The sequence below is a fragment of the Burkholderia sp. RF2-non_BP3 genome, assembly GCF_001522185.1.
In the GTDB taxonomy this organism is placed as follows: Bacteria; Pseudomonadota; Gammaproteobacteria; order Burkholderiales; family Burkholderiaceae; genus Burkholderia; species Burkholderia diffusa.
In genome coordinates this window covers 46,237-68,310 of the sequence record NZ_LOSU01000070.1, presented here as the reverse complement: position 1 = coordinate 68,310, position 22,074 = coordinate 46,237, and the positions used below count along the sequence as shown (strand labels likewise).

The following is a 22,074-nucleotide window of genomic DNA, read 5'->3' as shown; positions in this document are numbered from 1 at the left end:
GACGACGCGCGCTCAGCGCGCGCAACGGAAACGCAGCACGCCGTCGTCGCCCTGCTCGCGCACGAGCTCGCCCGCAAGCCACAGCAGGTTCAGGTGCGCGAGCGCCTCGCCGAGCGCGAAGGTCATCTGGTGGATGTCGAGCTCGCGGCGGCGGAACATGATCGGCACGATGTCGGCCGCGCTCGCCGGCTTTTCCGCGCAGGCGACGCGCACTTCGTCGAGCCGCGCGTCGTGATGCGCGCGCAGCTGCGCGATGCGCGTGCGCACGCCGCGGAACGGCTTGCCGTGCGACGGCAGCACGAGCGTATCGGGCGCCATCGTCTCGTAGCGGCCGAGCGATTCCAGGTACAGCGCGAGCGGGTTGGCTTCCGGCTCGAGGTCGAACACGGACACGTTGGTCGAGATGCGCGGCAGCACCATGTCGCCGGAGATCAGCACGCCGTCCGCTTCGCTGTGAAGCGCGCAATGTTCAGGCGAATGACCGTAGCCGGTGACGACGCGCCACGTGCGCGCGCCGATCTTCACCGCGTCGCCTTCGCGCAGGCGCCGGTAGCGCGGCGGCACGGCCGGCACGAGGTCCGAGTAGTAGCTGCGGCGGCTGCGCAGCTTCTCGAGCGCGACCGGATCGGTCAGGCCGTGGCGCGCGAAATGATCGGCCGCGGCCGCGCCGCCGGCGTTCGATCCGTTGCCGGCCGCCATCAGGCAGCCGAACATGTATTCGCCGAGCGTCATCCACAGCCGCACGTTCCAGCGGCCCTTGTCGCCGCCTTCGCAGAGCCAGTTCGCGAGGCCGAAGTGATCGGGATGGCAATGCGTGACGAGCACGCGCAACACCGGCAGCCCGTCGAGATGCGTGTCGAAAATCCGTTCCCAGTGCGTACGGATCGCATCCGACGAGATCCCGCAGTCGACGATCGTCCAGCCGGCCTGCCCGTCGATCTCGTCGCGCAGCAGCCAGAGGTTGATGTGATCCAGCGAAAACGGCAACGGCATGCGCAGCCAGCGCACGCCGGGCGCGACCTCGAACGTGTCGCCCGCGGCGGGCAGCGTGTCGGCGAAGGGATAGTCGAGTTGGTGTTCCAGTGCGTTCATCGGTGGGGCGTCTCGTCGTTGTCAGGGCAAATGCCCGTGCGAATGCGGGGCGCGCGCGCGGGCGGCAGGCCGCGGCGGGCATCGCGTCGATTCTATCGCCGTCGCGCGAAACGCGTGCCCGGCGGGCGCCGGACGGTCAAAAAAAGTTCGTGCCAGAATCGATTCCGTACCCGTATCTTTACGCGAAGATGCACCGAACGGCATGTAACGGCGCACAACCCGCGCATTGACGGCACTTGGCGCCGGCCCCCGAAAGTCATTGAAACGCCGACTTGGGCGCTAAAATGGCGAGTGCTTACAGTCCCTCTCGAACGAGCCTGCACGCGATGAATCACTTCCCCAAACTGCTGTCGTCGCAGATCGGTTTCGACGTCGCACAGACGATGCTCGAATACTTCGACCGCCACTACCGGATCTTCCGGGAAGCCGCCGTCGAGGCGAAGACGCTATTCGAGCGCGGCGACTGGCACGGCCTGCAGCGGCTGGCGCGCGAGCGGATCACGTCGTACGACGATCGCGTGCAGGAATGCGTCGAGGTGCTGGAGGACGAATACGACGCGGAGAACATCGACGACGAGGTGTGGCAGCAGATCAAGCTGCACTACATCGGCCTGCTCACGTCGCACCGCCAGCCCGAGTGCGCGGAGACGTTCTTCAATTCGGTGTGCTGCAAGATCCTGCACCGCTCGTATTTCAGCAACGATTTCATCTTCGTGCGCCCCGCGATCTCGACCGAATACCTCGAGAACGACGAGCCGGCCGCGAAGCCGACCTATCGCGCGTATTACCCGGGCACCGACGGGCTCGCGGCCACGCTCGAGCGCATCGTCACGAACTTCCAGCTCGAGCCGCCGTTCGAGGATCTCACGCGCGACATCGGCTGCGTGATGCAGGCGATCAGCGACGAATTCGGCGAGTTCGACGCCGCGCCGAATTTCCAGATCCACGTGCTGTCGTCGCTCTTCTTCCGCAACAAGAGCGCGTACATCGTCGGCCGCATCATCAACGCCGATCGCGTGCTGCCGTTCGCGGTGCCGATCCGCCACGTGCGCCCGGGCCTGCTCGCGCTCGACACCGTGCTGCTGCGCCGCGACCTGCTGCAGATCATCTTCAGCTTCTCGCATTCGTATTTCCTCGTCGACATGGGCGTGCCGTCCGCGTATGTGGACTTCCTCTGCACGATCATGCCGGGCAAGCCGAAAGCCGAGATCTACACGTCGGTCGGCCTGCAGAAGCAGGGCAAGAACCTGTTCTACCGCGACCTGCTGCACCATCTGTCGCATTCGAGCGACCGCTTCATCATCGCGCCCGGGATCAAGGGCCTCGTGATGCTCGTGTTCACGCTGCCGTCGTTCCCGTACGTGTTCAAGATCATCAAGGATCACTTCCCGCCGCCGAAGGAAACGACGCGCGCGCAGATCATGGAGAAGTACCAACTCGTGAAGCGCCACGACCGTCTCGGGCGGATGGCCGACACGCTCGAGTATTCGAGCGTCGCGCTGCCGCTGTCGCGGCTCGACCATGCGCTGGTGCGCGAGCTGGAGAAGGAAGTGCCGTCGCTGCTCGAATACGAGGACGGCAATCTCGTGATCAAGCACCTGTACATCGAGCGCCGGATGACGCCGCTCAACCTGTACCTGCAGAACGGCACCGACGCGGACATCGAGCACGGCGTGAAGGAATACGGCAACGCGGTGAAGGAACTGATGAAGGCCAACATCTTCCCGGGCGACATGCTGTACAAGAACTTCGGCGTCACGCGTCACGGCCGCGTCGTGTTCTACGACTACGACGAGATCGAATACCTGACCGACTGCAACGTGCGGCGCGTGCCGCCGCCGCGCAACGAGGAAGACGAACTGTCCGGCGAGCCGTGGTATACCGTCGGCCCGCACGACATCTTTCCGGAAACCTACGGACCGTTCCTGCTCGGCGACCCGCGCGTGCGGACGGTCTTCATGAAGCATCACGCGGATTTTTTCGAGCCCGCGCTGTGGCAGGCCAGCAAGGACAAGCTGCTGCAGGGCGAGTTGCCCGACTTTTTCCCGTACGACGCGTCGCTGCGCTTCAGCGTGCGCTACCCCGCGCGCTTCGACGCGACGCCGGACGCCGGTGACGACGCAGGCGACGCGCAGCGCGCCGCCTGACACGCGACCGGATCCAATCGAATCGAACCCGTTATCGACCCGCTTTCCGCCAACGGAATCCACACCGATGAATACCCAAGACAATCCGCTTTCACATCTGTTCGACAACAACGACGCCTGGGTCAAGCGCCAGCTCGCCGACGATCCCGACTTCTTCGCGCGTCTCGCCGACCAGCAGGCGCCGGAATATCTGTGGATCGGCTGTTCGGATTCGCGCGTGCCCGCGAACCAGATCATCGGCCTGCCGCCGGGCGAAGTGTTCGTGCACCGCAACATCGCGAACGTCGTCGTCCATAGCGACCTGAACTGCCTGTCGGTGATCCAGTTCGCGGTCGACATCCTGCGCGTGAAGCACATCATGGTCGTCGGCCACTACGGCTGCTCGGGTGTGAACGCGGCGCTCCACAACCGCCGCGTCGGCCTCGCGGACAACTGGCTGCATCACGTGCAGGACGTGCGCGAGCGCCACGCGGCGCTGCTCGACGAATGGCCGGTCGGCGAGGCGCGCTATCGCCGCCTGATCGAGCTGAACTCGATCGAGCAGGTCGTCAACGTGTGCCGCACGACGATCGTCAACGACGCGTGGGCGCGCGGCCAGTCGCTCACCGTGCACGGGCTCGTATACGGCGTGCACGACGGGCGGATGCGCAACCTCGGGATGTCGGTGTCGAACTTCAACGCGCTCGATGCGACCTACAAGCGCTGCGTCGCGGCGCTGACCGCGCGGGGCCAGCACGCGCCCGACAACGACATGGTCGCGGCGGATGCCGCGCGGCTCGACGACGTCGCGCAGGCGATCGCCGATACGCTGAAGCCGTGCGACGACGCGAAGTAACGTGCGCCCGCGCCGTCGCGGCCGAAGACGCATCGCGCGTCCGGCCGCGACGGACATCGAACTGATCTGACACCGACACTGCCGCGAAGGCGGTGCACTGCGAAGGAGCGGCGAACATGAAAACCGTATTGATCGTCGGCGCATCGCGCGGCCTCGGACGCGAATTCGTCCGGCAATACCGGCGCGACGGCTGGAACGTGATCGCGACCGCGCGCGACGACGCGTCGCTCGCCGCGCTGCGCGAACTCGGCGCGCACGCGCACGCGCTCGACATCGCGCAGCCCGAACAGATCGCGGCGCTCGGCTGGAAGCTCGACGGCGAACGGCTCGACGCCGCGGTGCTCGTGTCGGGCGTGTACGGGCCGCGCACCGAAGGCGTCGAAACCATCGGCGCCGAGGATTTCGACGCGGTGATGCACACGAACGTGCGCGGGCCGATGCAGTTGCTGCCGATCCTGCTGCCGCTCGTCGAAGACGCGCGCGGCGTGCTGGCCGTCGTCTCGAGCCGGATGGGCAGCATCGCCGAGGCGACCGGCACGACCGGCTGGCTGTACCGCGCGAGCAAGGCCGCGCTGAACGACGTGCTGCGCATCGCGTCGCTGCAGACGCGCCACGCCGCATGCATCTCGCTCCATCCCGGCTGGGTGCGCACCGACATGGGCGGCGCGCAGGCCGCGATCGATCCGGAAACCAGCGTGACCGGCATGCGCCGTGTGATCGCCGAAGCCGGCGCGGACGTGTCGCAGGCCAACGGCCGTTTCTTCCAGTACGACGGCGTCGAGCTCAGCTGGTGAGCCGGCATCACAACCCGACGTCGTTAATTCCCGATTCGCATGATTTTGAACCGACCTGACGCGTGCCCGTGCGGCGGCGCGTCCCCCGCGCCTGCCGGCAAAGCCCCGGCGCCGCGCTATGCAGCCTGCTGCGGCCGCTTCATCGACGGCGGCGAAGCCGCGCCGACCGCGCTCGAGTTGATGCGCTCGCGGTACAGCGCGTACGTGCTCGGCGCGACCGACTACCTGCGCGCGACCTGGGACGCGCGCACCTGCCCGGCCGATCTCGATGCGGACCCGGGCGCGCCCGACGCGCCGCGCTGGCTCGGCCTCGCGATCAAGCGCCACGCGCCGCTCGACGAACGGCACGCGGAGGTCGAATTCGTGGCCCGCTACAAGGTCGGCGGGCGGGCGTACCGGCTCCACGAGACGAGCCGGTTCACCCGCGACGAGCACGGTTTCTGGCGCTATGTCGACGGCGAAGTAAGTGAACGCTGACAAATAGTTGCCATGTCAGACGCCGGGTAATTCCCGCATTGCACAACCGGAATTTGTCGGGCTAGGATGGCCCTCAGATTGGTCATGTTGCATGGCAGGGCTTACGAATGGCGTTCAGCAAGGTATTGGTGGGATGGATGGCGGCCTGTGCGCTGTCGGCCGCTCAGGCCGGTGCGCTGCCGGGCGCAAACGCCGGCGCGGCCACGGCCGGCGGCTCGCTCGCCCACGCCGAGCGCTTCGATTACGGCGATTCGGGCCTCCCGCAGGTCGCCGCCAACCTCAACGAACAAATCGTCAGCATTCCGGCCGATGCCTCGGGCGCCGTGATGCTCGAGGCCACGCTGTTCAAGCCGAACGGCCCCGGCCCCTTCCCGCTCGTCGTCTTCAACCACGGCAAGAACACCGGTGACCTCCATCAGCAGCCGCGCAGCCGGCCGCTCGCGTTCGCGCGCGAATTCGTGCGCCGCGGCTATGCGGTGATCGCGCCGAACCGCCAGGGTTTCGCGGGGTCGGGCGGCTCGTACCAGCAGGAAGGCTGCAACGTCGGCAAGAACGGGCTCACGCAGGCCGCCGACGTCGACGCGACGGTCCGCTACATGTCGCGCCAGTCGTACGTCGATGCGTCGCGCATCGTGGTCGCGGGCACGTCGCACGGCGGCCTCGTGTCGGTCGCGTACGGTACCGAAGCGGCGCCCGGCGTGCGCGGCATCATCAACTTCTCCGGCGGGCTGCGCCAGGATCTGTGCGACGGCTGGCAGCGCAATCTCGTCGATGCGTTCGACCATTACGGCGCGCATACGGCCGTACGGTCGCTGTGGTTGTACGGCGACAACGATTCGGTATGGACGCCCGCGCTCGTCGCGCAGATGCACGACGCGTACGTGTCGCACGGCACGCAGGCGCAGTTCATCGATTTCGGCCGCTACAAGGACGACGCGCACCGGCTGATCGTCGATCGCGACGGCGTGCCCGTGTGGTGGCCGGCCGTCAATGCGTTCCTCGCGGATTTGAACCTGCCGACCTCGGTGCGCTACGCGGTCGCCAACCCGCACGAACCGAATGCGACCGGCTATGCGTCGATCGATGCGGTCGACGCGGTGCCGTTCCTCGACGAGGCCGGCCGCGAAGGCTATCGCCGCTTCCTGAACCAGCATCCGAGCCGTGCCTTCGCGGTGTCCGCCGAAGGCGCATGGTCGTGGGCCGAAGGCGGCGACGATCCGATGGCGCTCGCGCTCGACAACTGCTCGAAGCAGGGTGCGGGCGCATGCCGGCTGTATGCGGTCAACGACCGCGTCGTGTGGAACGCGAACGCGACGCAAACGGCCGACGACGGCAGCGCCAGCTCGCGCGCACTGGCTTCGCGCTGACGCGCGAGCCGCGGCGCTCCGGGGGCGGGCGCTGCCCGCATCTCCCCCTTCCCCCTTCTCCGTTTCATGAACGCGCGCCGCGGCCCGCGGCGGCGTTCGCACGCCCGTTCACGCGGCTGCATGAGCCGCCGACGAGCGCCTGGCCCGCAACGCCGTCCGGGGTCGTTTTCGGGCGTTTCCTGAACCTCGGCCGCGCCTGAGTCCGCGCGACATTCGCCGGCGACCGTGCACGTCGCGTCGCGCTTCCCGCCCCGATTTTTCGCCCGTCGGCATCCGCCTGCCCACGATTTTTTTCTGTCGGGGGGCTCACTCGAACGTCGTCATCTGCGGTCATTTCTGGGCTTCTGGCGCGTACCGTCCCGAGCACCCCGCATCTGCGCCGAACTCCCGCCCGGCAAGGCTTTGCGGTGTTTGTAACCGGTAGTGCAACGTGCGGCGGAACACGCTAATCTCAGCGCGTTTTCCGTCCGTCGCCGCGCGGCATCCCGTTCGATGCCCGCCGCCGTTTTACCCCCGGAGTTGCCTTGAGTACGCCAGCCACCGACGACTGGGTCGCGCGCAGCCTGCGCGCGGTCTGGCATCCCTGCACCCAGATGAAGCACCACGAGCGCCTGCCGCTCATTCCCGTCGCGCGCGGCGCGGGCCTGTGGCTGTACGACCGCGACGGGCGCCGCTACTTCGACGCGATCAGCTCGTGGTGGGTGAACCTGTTCGGCCATGCGAACCCGGACATCAACGCGGCGCTGAAGGACCAGCTCGACACGCTCGAGCACGCGATGCTCGCCGGCTGCACGCACGAGCCGGCGATCGAGCTCGCGGAGCGGCTGCACGCGCTCACCGCGCGCACGCTCGGCCATGCGTTCTTCGCGTCGGACGGCGCGTCGGCGGTCGAGATCGCGCTGAAGATGAGCTTCCACGCGTGGCGCAACCGCGGCCGCGCGGACAAGCGGGAATTCGTGTGCGTCGCGAACAGCTATCACGGCGAGACCATCGGCGCGCTCGGCGTGACCGACGTCGCGCTGTTCAAGGATGCGTACGACCCGCTGATCCGCCATGCACACGTGGTCGCGTCGCCCGACGCGCGCGGCGCGCAGCCGGGCGAGACGGCCGCCGACGTCGCGGGCCGCGCGCTCGACGACGTACGCCACCTGTTCGCCGAACGCGCCGACCGGATCGCCGCGCTGATCGTCGAGCCGCTCGTGCAGTGCGCGGCCGGCATGGCGATGCACGATCCGTCGTACGTGCGCGGCCTGCGCGCGCTGTGCGACGAATTCGGCGTGCACCTGATCGCCGACGAGATCGCGGTCGGCTGCGGCCGCACCGGCACCTTCTTCGCCTGCGAGCAGGCCGGCGTGTGGCCCGATTTCCTGTGCCTGTCGAAGGGCATCAGCGGTGGCTACCTGCCGCTGTCGCTCGTGCTCACGCGCGACGACGTGTTCGCGGCCTTCTACGACGACGACACGACGCGCGGCTTCCTGCATTCGCATTCGTACACCGGCAACCCGCTCGCGTGCCGCGCGGCGGTCGCGACGCTCGACCTCTTCGCGCGCGACGACGTGCTCGCGAGCAACGCGCGCAAGTCGGCCGCGATGCGCGCCGCGCTCGCGCCGCTCGACGCGCACCCGCAGGTGCGTCACCTGCGCGAGCGCGGCACGCTGTTCGCCTTCGACGTCGCGCTCGACGGCGACGCGGCACGCGGCTTCTCGCGGCGCTTCTTCGAACGCGCGCTGGAACGCGAGCTGCTGCTGCGCCCGATCGGCACGACCGTGTACCTGATGCCGCCATACGTGATGAGCGACGACGACATCGCGTGGCTCGCGCAACGCACGCGCGACACGCTCGACGCGACGCTCGCGGAGGTGGCGCGATGAAGCAATCCTCACGGGAAACGACCATGCCCCTGCTCGACACGCTGCAGCGCGGCCTCGCCGAACTCGACGCGCAGGGCCTGCGACGCGTGCGCCGCACCGCCGACACCGCGTGCGACGCGCACATGCGCGTCGACGGCCGCGACATCGTCGGCTTCGCGAGCAACGATTACCTCGGCCTCGCCGCGCATCCCGCGCTCGTCGCCGCGTTCGCCGAAGGCGCGCAGCGCTACGGCTCCGGCAGCGGCGGCTCGCATCTGCTCGGCGGCCATTCGCGCGCGCACGCGACGCTCGAGGACGAACTCGCCGCCTTCGCGGGCGGCTTCTCCGATGCACCGCGCGCGTTGTACTTCAGCACCGGCTACATGGCGAACCTCGCCGCGATGACGGCCCTCACCGGCAAACACGCGACGATCTTCTCGGACGCGCTGAACCACGCGTCGCTGATCGACGGAATCCGGCTGTCGCGCGCGACCGTGCAGGTCTACCCGCATGCGGACATGGCCGCGCTCGCCGCGCTGCTCGATGCATCGGAGGCCGAAACGAAACTGATCGTCAGCGACACCGTGTTCAGCATGGACGGCGACATCGCGCCGCTCGCCGAACTCGTCGCGCTGGCCGAACGCCACGGCGCATGGCTCGTCGTCGACGACGCGCACGGCTTCGGCGTGCTCGGCCCGCAAGGCCGCGGCGCGCTCGCGGCCGCCGCGCTGCGCTCGCCGAACCTCGTGTACGTCGGCACGCTCGGCAAGGCCGCCGGCGTCGCGGGCGCGTTCGTCGTCGCGCACGAGACCGTGATCGAATGGATGATCCAGCGCGCGCGCAGCTACATCTTCACGACGGCCGCGCCGCCGGCCGTCGCGCATGCGGTCTCGGCGAGCCTGAAGGTGATCGGCGGCGACGAAGGCGATGCGCGACGCGCGCACCTCGCCGCGCTGATCGAGCGCACGCGCGCGCTGCTGCGCATGACGCGCTGGCAGCCGGTCGACTCGCACACGGCCGTGCAGCCGCTCGTGATCGGCAGCAACGACGCGACGCTCGCGGCGATGCGCTCGCTCGACGCGCACGGCCTGTGGGTGCCCGCGATCCGGCCGCCGACGGTGCCCGCCGGCACGTCGCGGCTGCGCATCTCGCTGTCGGCCGCGCATTCGTTCGACGATCTCGCGCGGCTCGAAACCGCGCTGATCGAAGCCAGCGAGGAGGAGCACCCCGACGCTCACGCGCGTTCGCTGCCCCCCGAGGAAGCTGCGGCATGACGGCCCCGCTTTCCCTCTTCGTCACCGGCACCGACACCGAGATCGGCAAGACCTTCGTGTCGGCCGCAATGCTGCACGGCTTCGCGCGGCACGGGCTGCGCGCGGCCGCGCTGAAGCCCGTCGCCGCCGGCGCGTACGAACGCGACGGCGTCTGGCACAACGAGGACGCCGACCAGCTCGACGCGGCCGCGAACGTCGCGCTGCCGCCCGAGCTGCGCACGCCGTTCCTGCTGAAGGCGCCCGCCGCACCGCACATCGTCGCCGCGCAGGAAGGCGTGACGCTCGACCTCGACACGATCGTCGCGAGCCACCGCGAAGCGCTGACGCGCGCGGACGTCGTCGTCGTCGAAGGCGTCGGCGGCTTCCGCGTGCCGCTGAACGACACGCAGGACACGGCCGACCTCGCGGTCGCGCTCGGCCTGCCCGTCGTGCTCGTCGTCGGCATGCGGCTCGGCTGCATCAGCCATGCGCTGCTCACGGCCGACGCGATTCGCCAGCGCGGCCTCACGCTCGCCGGCTGGGTCGCGAACCACGTCGACCCGGCCATGTCGTACGCCGACGAGAACGTCGCGACGATCCGCGACTGGCTCGCGCGCGAGCACCGCGCGCCGCTCCTCGGCCGCATCGCGCACTTGGCGCCGGCCGCCCCCGAATCCGCGGCGGCGATGCTCGACATCGCCACGCTCGTCGACACGCTGCGCCACGCGCGGCATTGACCTCACGATCCCCGCATCCACGACAGGAAAACCACCATGACCCAAGCCCAGACCGCCGCCGTGCAACCCGACGCGATCCCCGTGGCCGCTCCGGCGCCGCAGCGCTGGCGCGTCGCCGACGTCGTCGCGCTGTTCGAGCTGCCGTTCAACGACCTGATGTTCCGCGCGCAGCAGGTGCATCGCGAGCACTTCGACGCGAACGCGGTGCAGCTGTCGACGCTGCTGTCGATCAAGACGGGCGGCTGCGAGGAAGATTGCGGCTACTGCTCGCAATCGTCGCATCACGAAACGGGCCTGAAGGCCGAGAAGCTGATGGACGTCGACACGGTGCTCGACGCCGCGCGCGCGGCGAAGGCGAACGGCGCGAGCCGCTTCTGCATGGGCGCCGCCTGGCGCAACCCGAAGGAGCGCCACATGCCGGCGCTGACCGAGATGGTGCGCGGCGTGAAGGAACTGGGCCTCGAGACCTGCATGACGCTCGGCATGCTGGAAAACGAGCAGGCGCAGCAGCTCGCCGACGCGGGCCTCGACTACTACAACCACAACCTCGACACGTCGCCGGAGTTCTACGGCCAGGTGATCTCGACGCGCACGTACCAGGATCGTCTCGACACGCTCGACCGCGTGCGCGATGCGGGCATCAACGTGTGTTGCGGCGGCATCATCGGGATGGGCGAATCGCGCCGCGAACGCGCGGGCCTGATTTCGCAGCTCGCGAACCTGAATCCGTATCCGGAGTCGGTGCCGATCAACAACCTCGTCGCGATCGAAGGCACGCCGCTCGAAGGCACCGCACCGCTCGACCCGTTCGAGTTCGTGCGCACGATCGCGGTGGCGCGCATCACGATGCCCAAGGCCGTCGTGCGCCTGTCGGCCGGCCGCGAGCAGCTCGACGACGCGATGCAGGCGATGTGCTTCCTCGCGGGCGCGAACTCGATGTTCTACGGCGACCAGCTGCTGACCACGAGCAACCCGCAGACGCAGCGCGACCGCGCGCTGTTCGAGCGCCTCGGCATCCGCGCGAGCCAGGCCGACGCGCTGGCGGAGAACGCGTAAGCGACTGCAGCGCGTGTGGCTTGCAGACGAAAAAGCCGGGGCATGCCCCGGCTTTTTTTCGCCCGCTCGTCGGCGCGCGGCTTTCAGCGCCGCCCGTCACACATGCGCCGCCGCACCGTCGAGCGCCGCGCGCACGCGCTCGACGCGCTGTTCGTCGACGGGCGCCAGCACTTCGCCGCGCGGCCGCACGCCCGAGCCGAAATGCACCGCGCGCACGCCGGTGGCGCGAACGAAATCACCGACCGCGTCGATCGTGAGCCCCGAGCCGGCCAGCACCGTGCAGGTCGAGCCCGCCGCCTGCCGGACCAGCCGCGTGATCGTCGCGACCGCGTCGAGCACCGACGGATGGCCGCCCGAAGTCAGCACCGACGTGACGGCCGGCACGCGCAGCAGCGCATCGAACGCGGCATTGAGATCGCGCGACACGTCGAATGCGCGATGGAACGTCAGGTCGCGCCCGTCCGCGGCCGCCGCGACGCGCGCGAGCGCGTCGAGATCGACGTCGCCGCGCGCATCGAGCGCACCGAACACGACGCCGTTCGCACCGGCCGCGACGGCCGCGCGCACGTCTCGCTCGATCACGCGCAGGTCGTCGGCATCGTAGACGAACGAGCGGCTGTGCGGCCGCACGATCACGTTCACCGGAATCGCCACGGCGGCCACGACGGCCTCGATCAGGCCGACGCTCGGCGTCAGCCCGCCTTCGCTGATCGCGGTCACGAGTTCGAGGCGGTCGGCGCCCGCGCGGGCGGCGGCCTTCGCGTCGCCGACGGTGGTGGCGATCACTTCAAGGAGAACGGAGGAAGCGGCGGTTCGGTTCATCGGCGGCTCGCGAATCGTCAGGACAATTCGCGCATCCTAGCCGAGCGGCGTGAACGGCGCCAGCGCGACGCCGTCGCTATGCGCCGTCCGCTTCCTCGTCGATCCAGTCGATATCGCCGCACAGCACATGCTGCGCATCCCCGATGCGCACGGCCACCGACAGCGTCACGCAGGGCTGCGCCTCGTTGATCGACAAGTACGGGCGCGTCACCTGCACGCGTCCGGGCTCGGCGATCGCCGTGCGGAAATACGGCCGGCGCAACCAGTTCGCCCCCTGCGCATCGGACAGCGGCGAGAAGCGCGCCTCGGCGAGCGCGCGGTCCGCGCGCAGCACGACGTTGCGGCCCGCCTGGCGGCCCCGCGCGTCGAGCAGGAAGCAGCGCGCGGCGGCGTCGAGCGCGAGGAAGTTCCAGCACACCTCGTCGAGCGGCTCGCCGGCCGCCACCCGCTCGGCCGCACGCTCGAACGCGCGCAGGTACGGCGCGAGCCGCTGCGCGTCGCGCCGCTCGCGCGCTTCGGTTTGTTGCCGAAAACGCTCGGTCAGCTCGCCGATGCAGCCGGTCGCCGTCGCGCTGTCGGGCAGCCCGGGCGCCGGACGGCCGAAGTAATAGCCCTGCACGAAATCGGCCTCGCACGACAGCGCGATCTGCGCGTCGTGCTCGGTCTCGATCCCCTCGACGAGCACGAGCTTGCCGGCCTCGTGCAGCAGCGTGACGAGCCCGTGCAGGATCGCGGTGAGCCCCGTGCGGTGCGCCGCGTGCGACAGCATGATCCGGTCGAGTTTCACGATGTCCGGGTTCAGTTGCCAGATCCGCTCGAGGTTCGAGTGGCCGGCGCCGAAATCGTCGAGCGCGATCAGGAAACCCTGCGCGCGGAATTCGCGCACGGCTTCGGCGAGCCGCTCGATGTCCTCCGCGCGCTGCTCGAGCACTTCGAGCACGACGCGGCGCGGCGGCATGCCGATCCGCTTCAGGTTCGCGAGCAGCGCGGCGGCCTGGAACGGGTCGGTGAGCACGCCCGGATGCACGTTGAGGAACAGCCACTCGCGCTCGGCGCCGAGCAGCGCGAAGTTCTCGAGATGCAGCGCCTGCGCGAGCCGGTCGAGCTGCAGCAGTTCGCCCTGGCGCGCGGCCTCGCCGAACACGTCGAGCGGCGACACCGCCCGGTCGAGCGCGTCGTGGGCGCGCAATAGCGCCTCGTAGCCCACCGCCCGCTGGTGCGACAGGCTGAAGATCGGCTGAAACACGGTCGTGAGCGTCAGGTCGCGATGCTGCGTCGCGAGGCGTTCGAGGCCGGAGCTCATCTCCCGCTCGAAACGATACGGCGAAGCGGTGGCCGGGCGCTCCTGTTGCACGATCGTCATGGCGCCCTCCTGGCGATGCAGCCGAACGCGGCGAGTGCTTGAAACGGCGCGCGCAATGTCATGGTGGAATCCTCGGTTGTCCGGCCGGTGCCGGACGGTAGGCAAGCATCAAGCAAGGTCCGTGCAAGGGCCGATCACCCGCGCCGCGCCTGCGTGCGGCGCCGCCGCACCAGCGTGGCGCAGGCCGGATGCACCGTTCGCGTGCATGCGCACCGGCGCACTCGAACGCACCCGTCGCGTCGCCACGCTAAACTCCGTACGGTCGTTTCATTCTCCGCAATCGCCGTATCGATGGAAATCGTCTTCACAGTCCTGATCCTGCTGCTGACCGTCGCGCTGTCCGGCGCGGTCACGCGCATCCTGCCGTTGCAATTGCCGCTGCCGCTGATGCAGATCGCGTTCGGCGCGATGCTCGCATGGCCGAAGCTGAACCTGCACGTCACGTTCGATCCCGAAATCTTCATGCTGCTGTTCATTCCGCCGCTGCTGTTCGCGGACGGCTGGCGGATTCCGAAACGCGAGCTGTACCTGCAGCGCCGCGCGATCCTGATGCTCGCGTTCGGGCTCGTGTTCATGACGGTACTCGCAGTCGGCTACTTCGCGCACTGGCTGATACCCGAGTTGCCGCTGCCGATCGCGTTCGCGCTCGCGGCCGTGCTGTCGCCCACCGACGCGGTCGCGCTGTCGGGCATCGCCGGCAAGGGGCGGATTCCGCCGCAACTGATGCACATCCTCGAAGGCGAGGCGCTGATGAACGACGCGTCCGGCCTGGTCGCGCTGAAGTTCGCGGTCGCGGCCGCGCTCACCGGCGTGTTCTCGCTGCGCGATGCGTCGATCACGTTCGTGATCGTCGCCGCCGGCGGGCTCGCGACGGGCGCGATCGTGTCGTGGGTCTTCAGCGCGCTGTCGACGCGCTTCCTGAACGCCGAGCAGGAAGGCGACCCGGCCCCCGGCATCGTGATGACGCTGCTCGTGCCGTTCGCCGCCTATCTGTTCGCCGAGCACCTGGAGCTGTCGGGCGTGCTCGCGGCCGTGTCGGCCGGGATGATGATGAACTACACGAGCTTCTCCCGCAAAAGCACGGTCGCGTCGCGCGTGCGCGCCGAGAGCACGTGGGCGATGATCGAGTTCGTGTTCAACGGCATGGTGTTCATCATGCTCGGGCTGCAGCTGCCGCACATCATCGGCCGCGCGCTCGTCGACGCGCATCACACGAGCGACGCGCTCGTCGGCCGGATGATCTTCAACGTATGCGCGATGATGCTCGCGCTGTACGCGATCCGCTTCCTGTGGGTCTGGCTGCTGCGCTGGATCGCGAGCCGCCGCGCCGCGCGCCACGGCCTCGCGGGCACGATGGCGGGCGTGCGCACGATCGCGGTGATGACGGTCGGCGGCGTGCGCGGCGCGGTCACGCTCGCGGGCGTGCTGTCGATCCCCGTCGCGCTGTCCGACGGCGCGCCGCTGCCCGGGCGCGACACCGCGATCTTCGTCGCGTCGGCGGTGATCCTCGGTTCGCTGGTCGTCGCGGTGATCGGCCTGCCGTTGCTGCTGCGCGGCGTGCGTTCGACGCGCAATCCGCTCGCCGACGAGGAGCGCACCGCGCGCGCGGCCGCCGCGCAGGCCGCGATTCGCGCGATCGACTCGTCGCACGACGCGATCTCGGCCGATCTCGACGAATCGGGCGCCGCGCGCTGCGCGGACATCTCCGCGCGCGTGATGGACCAGTATCGCCGCCGCCTGGCCGCGCTCGCCGAGGACGGCCCGACGCCGCGCGCGGAAGCCAAGCAGACCGAAACGATGGAGCTGCAGATGCGGATCGCGGCGGTGCGCGCGGAACGTTCGGTGTTGTACCGGCTGCGTAGCGAAAGCAGGATTTCCGACGAGACGCTGACGAAGCTGATCCGCGAGATCGATCTGTCGGAAACGGCGCTGTCGACGCGCAAGAAAGGGATCATCTGAGCGGCCGCGCCGCGGCGAGATTGCACGGCTTGCCGATAAAAAAACGGCGACGCGCAGGCGTCGCCGTTTTCACATCCGCACGTGTTTGCGTCACTTCGCGATCACGACCGGGATTCCCTTCAGCATCCCCGCGCCCTTCATCTCGTCGAGCGCGTGCTGCACGGCCGCGCTCGTCGCCGCGTCGATGCCGAGTTGCAGCGCGAGCTCGCGCTCCGCGCGCTTCACGCCCGCGAGGTTGCGCACCTTCACGTGACCGAAGCCGCGCACGCGGGCGTGAAGATCCGCAAGCTGCGCGACCTGCGCCGCATTGCCGGCGGTCGTCGTGGCGAGCGCGCGCGTGAGCGTCGTCTCGTAGTCGTCCGCGAGCGCGCGCTCCATCCTGCGCTCGGCGGTGCGGCCGAACGGATCGAGCCACGTGCCGCGCAGGCCGCGCACGCGCGCGAGCGTGCCGAGCACCGGCCACATCCACTGGCCGAACACGCGCTTCTTCGGCGCGCTGCCGTCGCGCCCGGCCTTCGCGACCGTCGGCGGCGCCAGGTTGAACTTCACGCGATAGTCCTGCCCCGGCACGCCTTCGAACTGCGCTTCGAGCGCCGTGCGGAACGCGCCGTCCGCATACAGCCGCGCGACTTCGTATTCGTCCTTCACCGCGAGCAGCCGGTAGAACGTCGTCGCGACGGCACGCGTCAGCGCATCGTCGCCCTTCGCGCGCGCCGCGCTCACCAGCGCGCGGTAGCGCTCGACGTATCGCGCGCCGCCGTATGCGTCGAGGCGCGCTTCGCGATCGGCGATCAGTTCGGCGAGCGTCTCGGGCGCGACCGCCGCGGCCACCGCGTGACGCGCGTTCCACAACGCATCGAGGCCCGCCGCGTCGCCGGCCGCCATCCGGCCGATCGCGAACGCGAGCTTGTTCATCGGCACCGCGACGTTGTTCAGCTCGATCGCGCGCATCATCGCGGCGAGCGACACCGGCACGAGGCCGAGCTGCCATGCGTAGCCGAGCATCAGGATGTTCGCGCCGATCGAATCGCCGAGGAACTTCGCGGCGAGCGCCTGCGCGTCGCAGCTCGACAGGTAGCCTTCACCGGCCGCATGGTGCATTTTTTCGAGCAGCGCATCCGCGTGCAGGTTCGCGTCCGGGTTCTGCACGAACGACGCGTTCGGAATCCGGTGCGTGTTGACGACGATCCGCGTGCGCTCGTGGCGCACCGTCTGCAGCGCCTCGGCGCTCGCGCCGACGACCATGTCGCACGCGAGCAGCACGTCGGCCTGCTGCGTGTCGATGCGCACCTGGTTCAGCCACCGGTCGCTCGACGCGATCCGCACGAACGACAGCACCGAGCCGCCCTTCTGCGCGAAGCCCATGAAGTCGAGCACCGACGCGCTCTTGCCTTCGAGGTGCGCGGCCATGCTGATCAGCGCGCCGACCGTCACGACACCCGTGCCGCCCACGCCGGTGACGAGCATGTCGTACGGCGCCGCGTCGAGATGCGTCACGGGCACGGGCAGCGCGTCGACGCGCACGGCGAGCGCCGCCTCGTCGAACGCCGCGCCCGCGGCCTTCTTCAGCGCCGCGCCTTCGACCGTCACGAAGCTCGGGCAAAAGCCGTTCACGCACGAGTAATCCTTGTTGCACGACGACTGGTCGATGCGGCGCTTGCGGCCGAGCGGCGTCTCGAGCGGCTCGACGGACAGGCAGTTCGACTGCACGCCGCAGTCGCCGCAGCCTTCGCACACCGCGTCGTTGATGAACAGGCGCTTGTCCGGGTCGGGGAACTCGCCCTTCTTGCGGCGGCGGCGCTTCTCGGCCGCGCAGGTCTGGTCGTAGATCAGCACGGTGACACCCGGCGTCTCGCGCAGCTCGCGCTGCACCGCGTCGAGCTCGCTGCGGTGATGGAACGTCGTGCCCTTCGGGAACAGGCCGTGATGGCCGTCGTACTTCTCCGGTTCGTCGGACACCACGACGAAGCGCGACACGCCTTCCGCCTCGACCTGCCGCGCGATCTGCGGCACCGAGATGCTGCCGTCGACCGGCTGGCCGCCCGTCATCGCGACCGCATCGTTGTAGAGAATCTTGTACGTGATGTTCGCTTTCGCGGCGACCGCCTGGCGGATCGCGAGAATGCCCGAATGGAAATAGGTGCCGTCGCCGAGGTTCTGGAACACGTGCTTCGTGTTGGTGAACATCGCGTGCGCGGCCCAGTCGACGCCCTCGCCGCCCATCTGGATCAGGCCCGTCGTGTCGCGCTCCATCCATGACGCCATGAAGTGGCAGCCGATGCCGGCCTGCGCGATCGAGCCTTCCGGCACCTTCGTCGACGTGTTGTGCGGGCAGCCGGAGCAGAAGTACGGCGTGCGCTTCACCGCGTCCGCCTCGTTCGACAGGATCTGCGGCGCGACGAGATCGACGACGCGCTCGCGGCGATCCAGCGCCGGCTTGTGACGCGCGAGCCAGGTGGCGAACACCGGCAGAATGCGCGACGGGCGCAGTTCGCCCAGTTCGGACAGCAGGCACGCGCCTTCGGCATCGTGCTTGCCGAGCACGCGCGGGCGCGCACCGTCCGCGCGGTTGTACAGGTAGTCCTTGATCTGCTGCTCGATCACCGGGCCCTTCTCTTCGATGACGAGCACTTCCGACAGGCCGTCGACGAAGGTTTCGATCCGCGTCATCTCGAGCGGATACGACAGGCCGACCTTGTAGATCCGCACGCCGGCCGCTTCCAGGTCGGCGACCGTGAGGTCGAGCCGGCGCAGCGCTTCCATCAGGTCGAGGTGCGCCTTGCCGCACGTGACGATGCCGACGTTCGCGTGCGCGCTCGGTGCGATCCACTTGTCGATGCTGTTGGTGCGCGCGAAATGGCGCACCGCGTCGAGCTTCGCCGCGAGACGCGCCTCGATCGTCAGGCTCGGCAGGTCGGGCCAGCGGTTGTGCAGGCCGCCCGCCGGCGGCGTGAAGCCCGCCGGCGCCGGCCATTGCGTCTGCAGCGCGTCGAGATCGACGGTCGAGCCCGACTCGACGGTCTCCGAGATCGCCTTGAAGCCGACCCACGCACCCGAGAAGCGCGACAGCGCCCAGCCGTACAGGCCGAACTCGAGCATGTCGGCGATGTTCGACGGGTTCACGACCGGCATGTGCCACGCGATCATCGCGAAGTCGCTCTGGTGCGGCATCGACGACGACACGCAGCCGTGGTCGTCGCCCGCCACCACCAGCACGCCGCCGTGCGGCGACGAGCCATATGCGTTGCCGTGCTTCAGCGCGTCGCCGGCGCGGTCGACGCCGGGGCCCTTGCCGTACCACATCGCATACACGCCGTCGACGGTGCGCTCCGGGTCGGCCTCGACGCGCTGCGTGCCGAGCACTGCGGTGCCGCCGAGTTCCTCGTTGATCGCGGGCAGGAAGCGCACGCCGCTGCCGTCGAGCAGTTTCTTCGCCTTCCACAGCTGCTGGTCGACCATCCCGAGCGGCGAGCCGCGGTAGCCGCTGACGAAGCCGGCCGTGTTCAGGCCCTGCGCGGTGTCGGATGCGCGCTGCATCAGCAACAGGCGCACCAGCGCCTGCGTGCCGGTCAGGAAGATCCGGCCGCGCGTGGCGGTCAGGTTGTCGGTCAGGCGGTAGTCGGATAGAGCGGGCGTGCCGTCGACGGGCAGTCGGGCGGTCATGGGGATGTCTCCTGATTGTGTGTTCTATGCCGTGCACCGGGGCGTCGGGCGACGCCGGCCATGGAGCAACTGGATGGCTCTATTTTTTCGCGGGAAGGCGAGAAAGTTTTTTCTCATCTTGCTCGGGCGACGCCGGAGTGAGAAAAACTGCGCAGGTTTTGACCGGGAATTGAGTGAGTTTTCGCGCGGGGTGGCGGACGGCTTCCGGAGGCGCATCGGCGTGGACGAAGCGGTTGCGTCGAAAACGCGGGGACATGCGGGAGGCGGCCCGCGCCCCCTGCGGTGGGCGCTCGCGGGCCGTGTGGCAAGGGTTCGCGCGGCGGAACGGGCGCGTCCTCACCCGTCGGATGCACAGCGTTCGGATTGGTCGCGGATGCGGGATGTCCACAATGCCGGGGGCCGCGGGCGAAGCGGGTGGCGTGCTCACCAGTCGATTGCACAGGGTTTCGAGTCGCGTCGAAGGCCGGATGTCCACACCTCGATCGCTCCGCGGTTCGAGCGGATGCCGACGCTCACCGTTGAAATTCACAGCGCGACGAGTCGATGTCGGCGGGAGATATCCACACCGCTGTCCGCGCTCGCGTTGCTCGGGAGCGGCGGTCCGGTCGTCACGGCAATGCAGGCGTGTGCGCGGCGGGCTCGCGTCGGGTGCCGGCTTCTGCGCGGATGGGCGTCCCTGCGCGAGCACTGGCGCGGCTTTGGCGTTCACCGGAACATGCCGTCGCGCAACTGAACGCGGCGCAGATCCGCGTGTGGATATCGTCGCCGCCAGACACTAAAAACCCTGTGAATTTCGATGGTGAGCGCCGGCACGCGACCGAACGAATATGCCGATTCAGGTGTGGACAGCCCAACTCGCGGCGAATCGAAACGCTGTGAAATTCGACGGTGAGCGACGGCCCTCGATCGAAAGAGCGCGCCGATCCCGGTGTGAACAGCGCGATCCACGACGACTCGAAACGCTGTGAATTCCGATGGTGAGCGGCAGGATGGCGATCGAGCAAGGACGCCGGCCCGGGTGTGGATAGCCCGACCCACGACCACTCGAAACGCTGTGAAATTCAACGGTGAGCGTCGCCACGGTGTCGCACGCAGTCGCCGATTCGGGTGTGAACAGCGGTGCCCGCAACCCCGCCGAGGCCCGTCGGTCGGGACTCGCACCGACATGGCCGAGCCGCACGCGCCCGCGCTCACCGCTGAAATACACAGCACGTCGACTGGTTTCGGCGACCGGATATCCACATCGCGGCACATACTCGAATGAAACGCGCAATCGCGAGTGCGGTTAGAATGCGCGACCCTCGAAGCCGCGATCGACGATCACGAACAAGCGCGCAAGCCGACACCCGGTTCGGCCGGGCGCGACGCTCACCATTGAAATACACAGCGCTTCGAGTGAATCGCGCGGCAGGATATCCACACCGCGATACGCGTGCGGAGCTATCGCCGATCCGCACGCGCCGTTAGAATGCGCGGCGTTCCGGATTTCGCGCGACGCCCGGAAGTCCACACCCGGCAAGCCTCACGCGCAATCGGTCGACGGCGCTCACCGTTCGAGGGCACAGCTTTTTTCGTCGTCGGGAGCCCGGTTGTCCACACCCTGCCTCGCGCATCCGGTCGCACGCCGTCGCACTCACCGGTGAAATGCACAGCATGCCGAGTGGTTTAGAGGCCGGGATATCCACAACCGGCCCGGCGCGAACATTTTCCGCCGGCGCATCGGCAACGTCGGCTCCCGCCCCCGCCAGCGATCGGCATCACATGCCGGACAGCCCCGCCAATTCGACCTCCGGGTGCACGCTCACCGGTCGAATTCACAGCATTTCGAGTGAACGGCGCGGCCGGTTGTCCACATTCGCTGCGCAGCGGGCCGCACCCGCAAGCGCCGTCATTCGGCAATCGAACGGATGATCCGCGCCGGGTTTCCGCCGACCAGCGTATTCGGCGGAACGTCGCGCGTCACGACGGAACCCGCACCGACGACCGCGTTCTCGCCAACCGTCACGCGGCCGATGATCGTCGCGCCCGCGCCGATCCATACGTTGCGGCCGATCGCGATCGGCCGGGCGACGACGGCGTCGCGTCGGCGGGACGGCTCGACCGGATGGCCCGACGTGATGAGACTGACGTTCGGGCCGATCATCACGTCGTCGCCGATGTCGAGGCCACCGAGGTCGTAGAACGTGCAGTTCTGGTTGACGAACACGTTGCGGCCGATCCGCGTATCGGCGCCACCCGTTGCGTAGAACGGCGGGATCAGCAGGAAGCCGTCGTCCAACGGCTTGCCGATCAGTTCTCCGAACAATGCGCGGACTTCGTCCGCATCGTCGAAGGTCAGACGGTTGAGCCGCGCGGTGATCGCCATCGTCCGCTTGAGCTCCGCGCGCATCGCGGCCGATTCCGGCGTGCGTCGCGGAATGATCGTGGTGCGAGCGTCGTTCGCCATTCGTTGCTGTTCTCCGTGCGCGATCACACCGGCACGCTGCGCATCACGCAGCACCTGACTCGCCGAATGCGACCGCCTGGCCTGAATTCAATCCCTCGGTCGCCCCGCGCGGGGTGACCCGGTTTTCGTGTTTCGCGCGCGGTCGACGAACGTCGTCCGGGCTCGCGCGATCCGTCACCGATGCTGCCGCATCGGCCGGGCGCCCACACATCA

At 68.8% G+C, this 22,074-nt stretch carries 15 protein-coding genes; 10 read left to right on the top strand and 5 right to left on the bottom strand.

What is annotated here, in order from left to right; all coding sequences use genetic code 11:
* Nucleotides 1–12 precede the first annotated feature (12 nt).
* Nucleotides 13–1,092: an MBL fold metallo-hydrolase gene (locus WS45_RS31035; protein ID WP_059523958.1), complete on the bottom strand. Its 1,080-nt coding sequence runs from the start codon at nucleotides 1,090–1,092 to the stop codon at nucleotides 13–15.
* Between the two features lie 326 nt (nucleotides 1,093–1,418).
* Here WS45_RS31035 and aceK point away from each other — a divergent pair, with 326 nt between their 5' ends.
* The 9 genes from aceK (at nucleotide 1,419) to bioB (ending at nucleotide 11,608) form a co-directional block, all read left to right on the top strand.
* A complete protein-coding gene (gene aceK / locus WS45_RS31030; protein WP_059703268.1) occupies nucleotides 1,419–3,239 on the top strand; it encodes a bifunctional isocitrate dehydrogenase kinase/phosphatase in 1,821 nt (606 codons plus the stop codon).
* A 67-nt stretch (nucleotides 3,240–3,306) separates the two neighbouring features.
* Entirely contained in the window at nucleotides 3,307–4,074 is a 768-nt protein-coding gene (gene can / locus WS45_RS31025; RefSeq protein ID WP_059703266.1) for a carbonate dehydratase, read from the top strand.
* Between the two features lie 116 nt (nucleotides 4,075–4,190).
* The gene (locus tag WS45_RS31020) at nucleotides 4,191–4,868 is read left to right on the top strand and encodes an SDR family oxidoreductase (protein WP_059524034.1); all 678 of its coding nucleotides are present in this window, start codon (nucleotides 4,191–4,193) and stop codon (nucleotides 4,866–4,868) included.
* 39 nt (nucleotides 4,869–4,907) lie between these two features.
* Nucleotides 4,908–5,345: a YchJ family protein gene (locus tag WS45_RS31015; protein WP_059703264.1), complete on the top strand. Its 438-nt coding sequence runs from the start codon at nucleotides 4,908–4,910 to the stop codon at nucleotides 5,343–5,345.
* Between the two features lie 107 nt (nucleotides 5,346–5,452).
* Nucleotides 5,453–6,712 carry a dienelactone hydrolase family protein gene (locus WS45_RS31010; protein WP_059703262.1) on the top strand — a complete coding sequence of 420 codons (1,260 nt, stop codon included), beginning with the start codon at nucleotides 5,453–5,455 and terminating at the stop codon, nucleotides 6,710–6,712.
* A 524-nt stretch (nucleotides 6,713–7,236) separates the two neighbouring features.
* Nucleotides 7,237–8,583 carry an adenosylmethionine--8-amino-7-oxononanoate transaminase gene (bioA, locus tag WS45_RS31005; RefSeq protein ID WP_059703260.1) on the top strand — a complete coding sequence of 449 codons (1,347 nt, stop codon included), beginning with the start codon at nucleotides 7,237–7,239 and terminating at the stop codon, nucleotides 8,581–8,583.
* Between the two features lie 23 nt (nucleotides 8,584–8,606).
* A complete protein-coding gene (gene bioF, locus WS45_RS31000) occupies nucleotides 8,607–9,836 on the top strand; it encodes an 8-amino-7-oxononanoate synthase (RefSeq protein WP_059703259.1) in 1,230 nt (409 codons plus the stop codon).
* Entirely contained in the window at nucleotides 9,833–10,552 is a 720-nt protein-coding gene (bioD, locus tag WS45_RS30995) for a dethiobiotin synthase (protein ID WP_059703257.1), read from the top strand. The genes bioF and bioD overlap by 4 nt, the downstream gene beginning before the upstream one ends.
* A gap of 36 nt (nucleotides 10,553–10,588) precedes the next feature.
* A complete protein-coding gene (gene bioB / locus WS45_RS30990) occupies nucleotides 10,589–11,608 on the top strand; it encodes a biotin synthase BioB (protein ID WP_059523944.1) in 1,020 nt (339 codons plus the stop codon).
* Between the two features lie 96 nt (nucleotides 11,609–11,704).
* Here the strand turns inward: bioB and WS45_RS30985 are convergent, their stop codons facing one another.
* Both WS45_RS30985 and WS45_RS30980 read right to left on the bottom strand, forming a co-directional pair.
* Nucleotides 11,705–12,430, bottom strand: a complete 726-nt coding sequence (locus WS45_RS30985) for a copper homeostasis protein CutC (RefSeq protein ID WP_059523942.1) — start codon at nucleotides 12,428–12,430, stop codon at nucleotides 11,705–11,707.
* Nucleotides 12,431–12,506: 76 nt separating this feature from the next.
* Nucleotides 12,507–13,793: a sensor domain-containing phosphodiesterase gene (locus WS45_RS30980; protein ID WP_059691398.1), complete on the bottom strand. Its 1,287-nt coding sequence runs from the start codon at nucleotides 13,791–13,793 to the stop codon at nucleotides 12,507–12,509.
* Between the two features lie 291 nt (nucleotides 13,794–14,084).
* On the opposite strand from WS45_RS30980, the gene WS45_RS30975 reads away from it, so the two are divergent.
* Complete coding sequence (locus WS45_RS30975) at nucleotides 14,085–15,752, top strand: Na+/H+ antiporter (protein ID WP_059703255.1); 1,668 nt, start codon at nucleotides 14,085–14,087, stop codon at nucleotides 15,750–15,752.
* A gap of 90 nt (nucleotides 15,753–15,842) precedes the next feature.
* Here WS45_RS30975 and WS45_RS30970 read toward each other — a convergent pair whose 3' ends face one another.
* Nucleotides 15,843–19,415 carry an indolepyruvate ferredoxin oxidoreductase family protein gene (locus WS45_RS30970; protein ID WP_059703254.1) on the bottom strand — a complete coding sequence of 1,191 codons (3,573 nt, stop codon included), beginning with the start codon at nucleotides 19,413–19,415 and terminating at the stop codon, nucleotides 15,843–15,845.
* Nucleotides 19,416–21,303: 1,888 nt separating this feature from the next.
* Nucleotides 21,304–21,861 (bottom strand): sugar O-acetyltransferase, encoded by a 558-nt coding sequence (locus tag WS45_RS30965; RefSeq protein WP_059703252.1) that lies wholly within the window; start codon nucleotides 21,859–21,861, stop codon nucleotides 21,304–21,306.
* Between the last annotated feature and the right edge of the window lie 213 nt (nucleotides 21,862–22,074).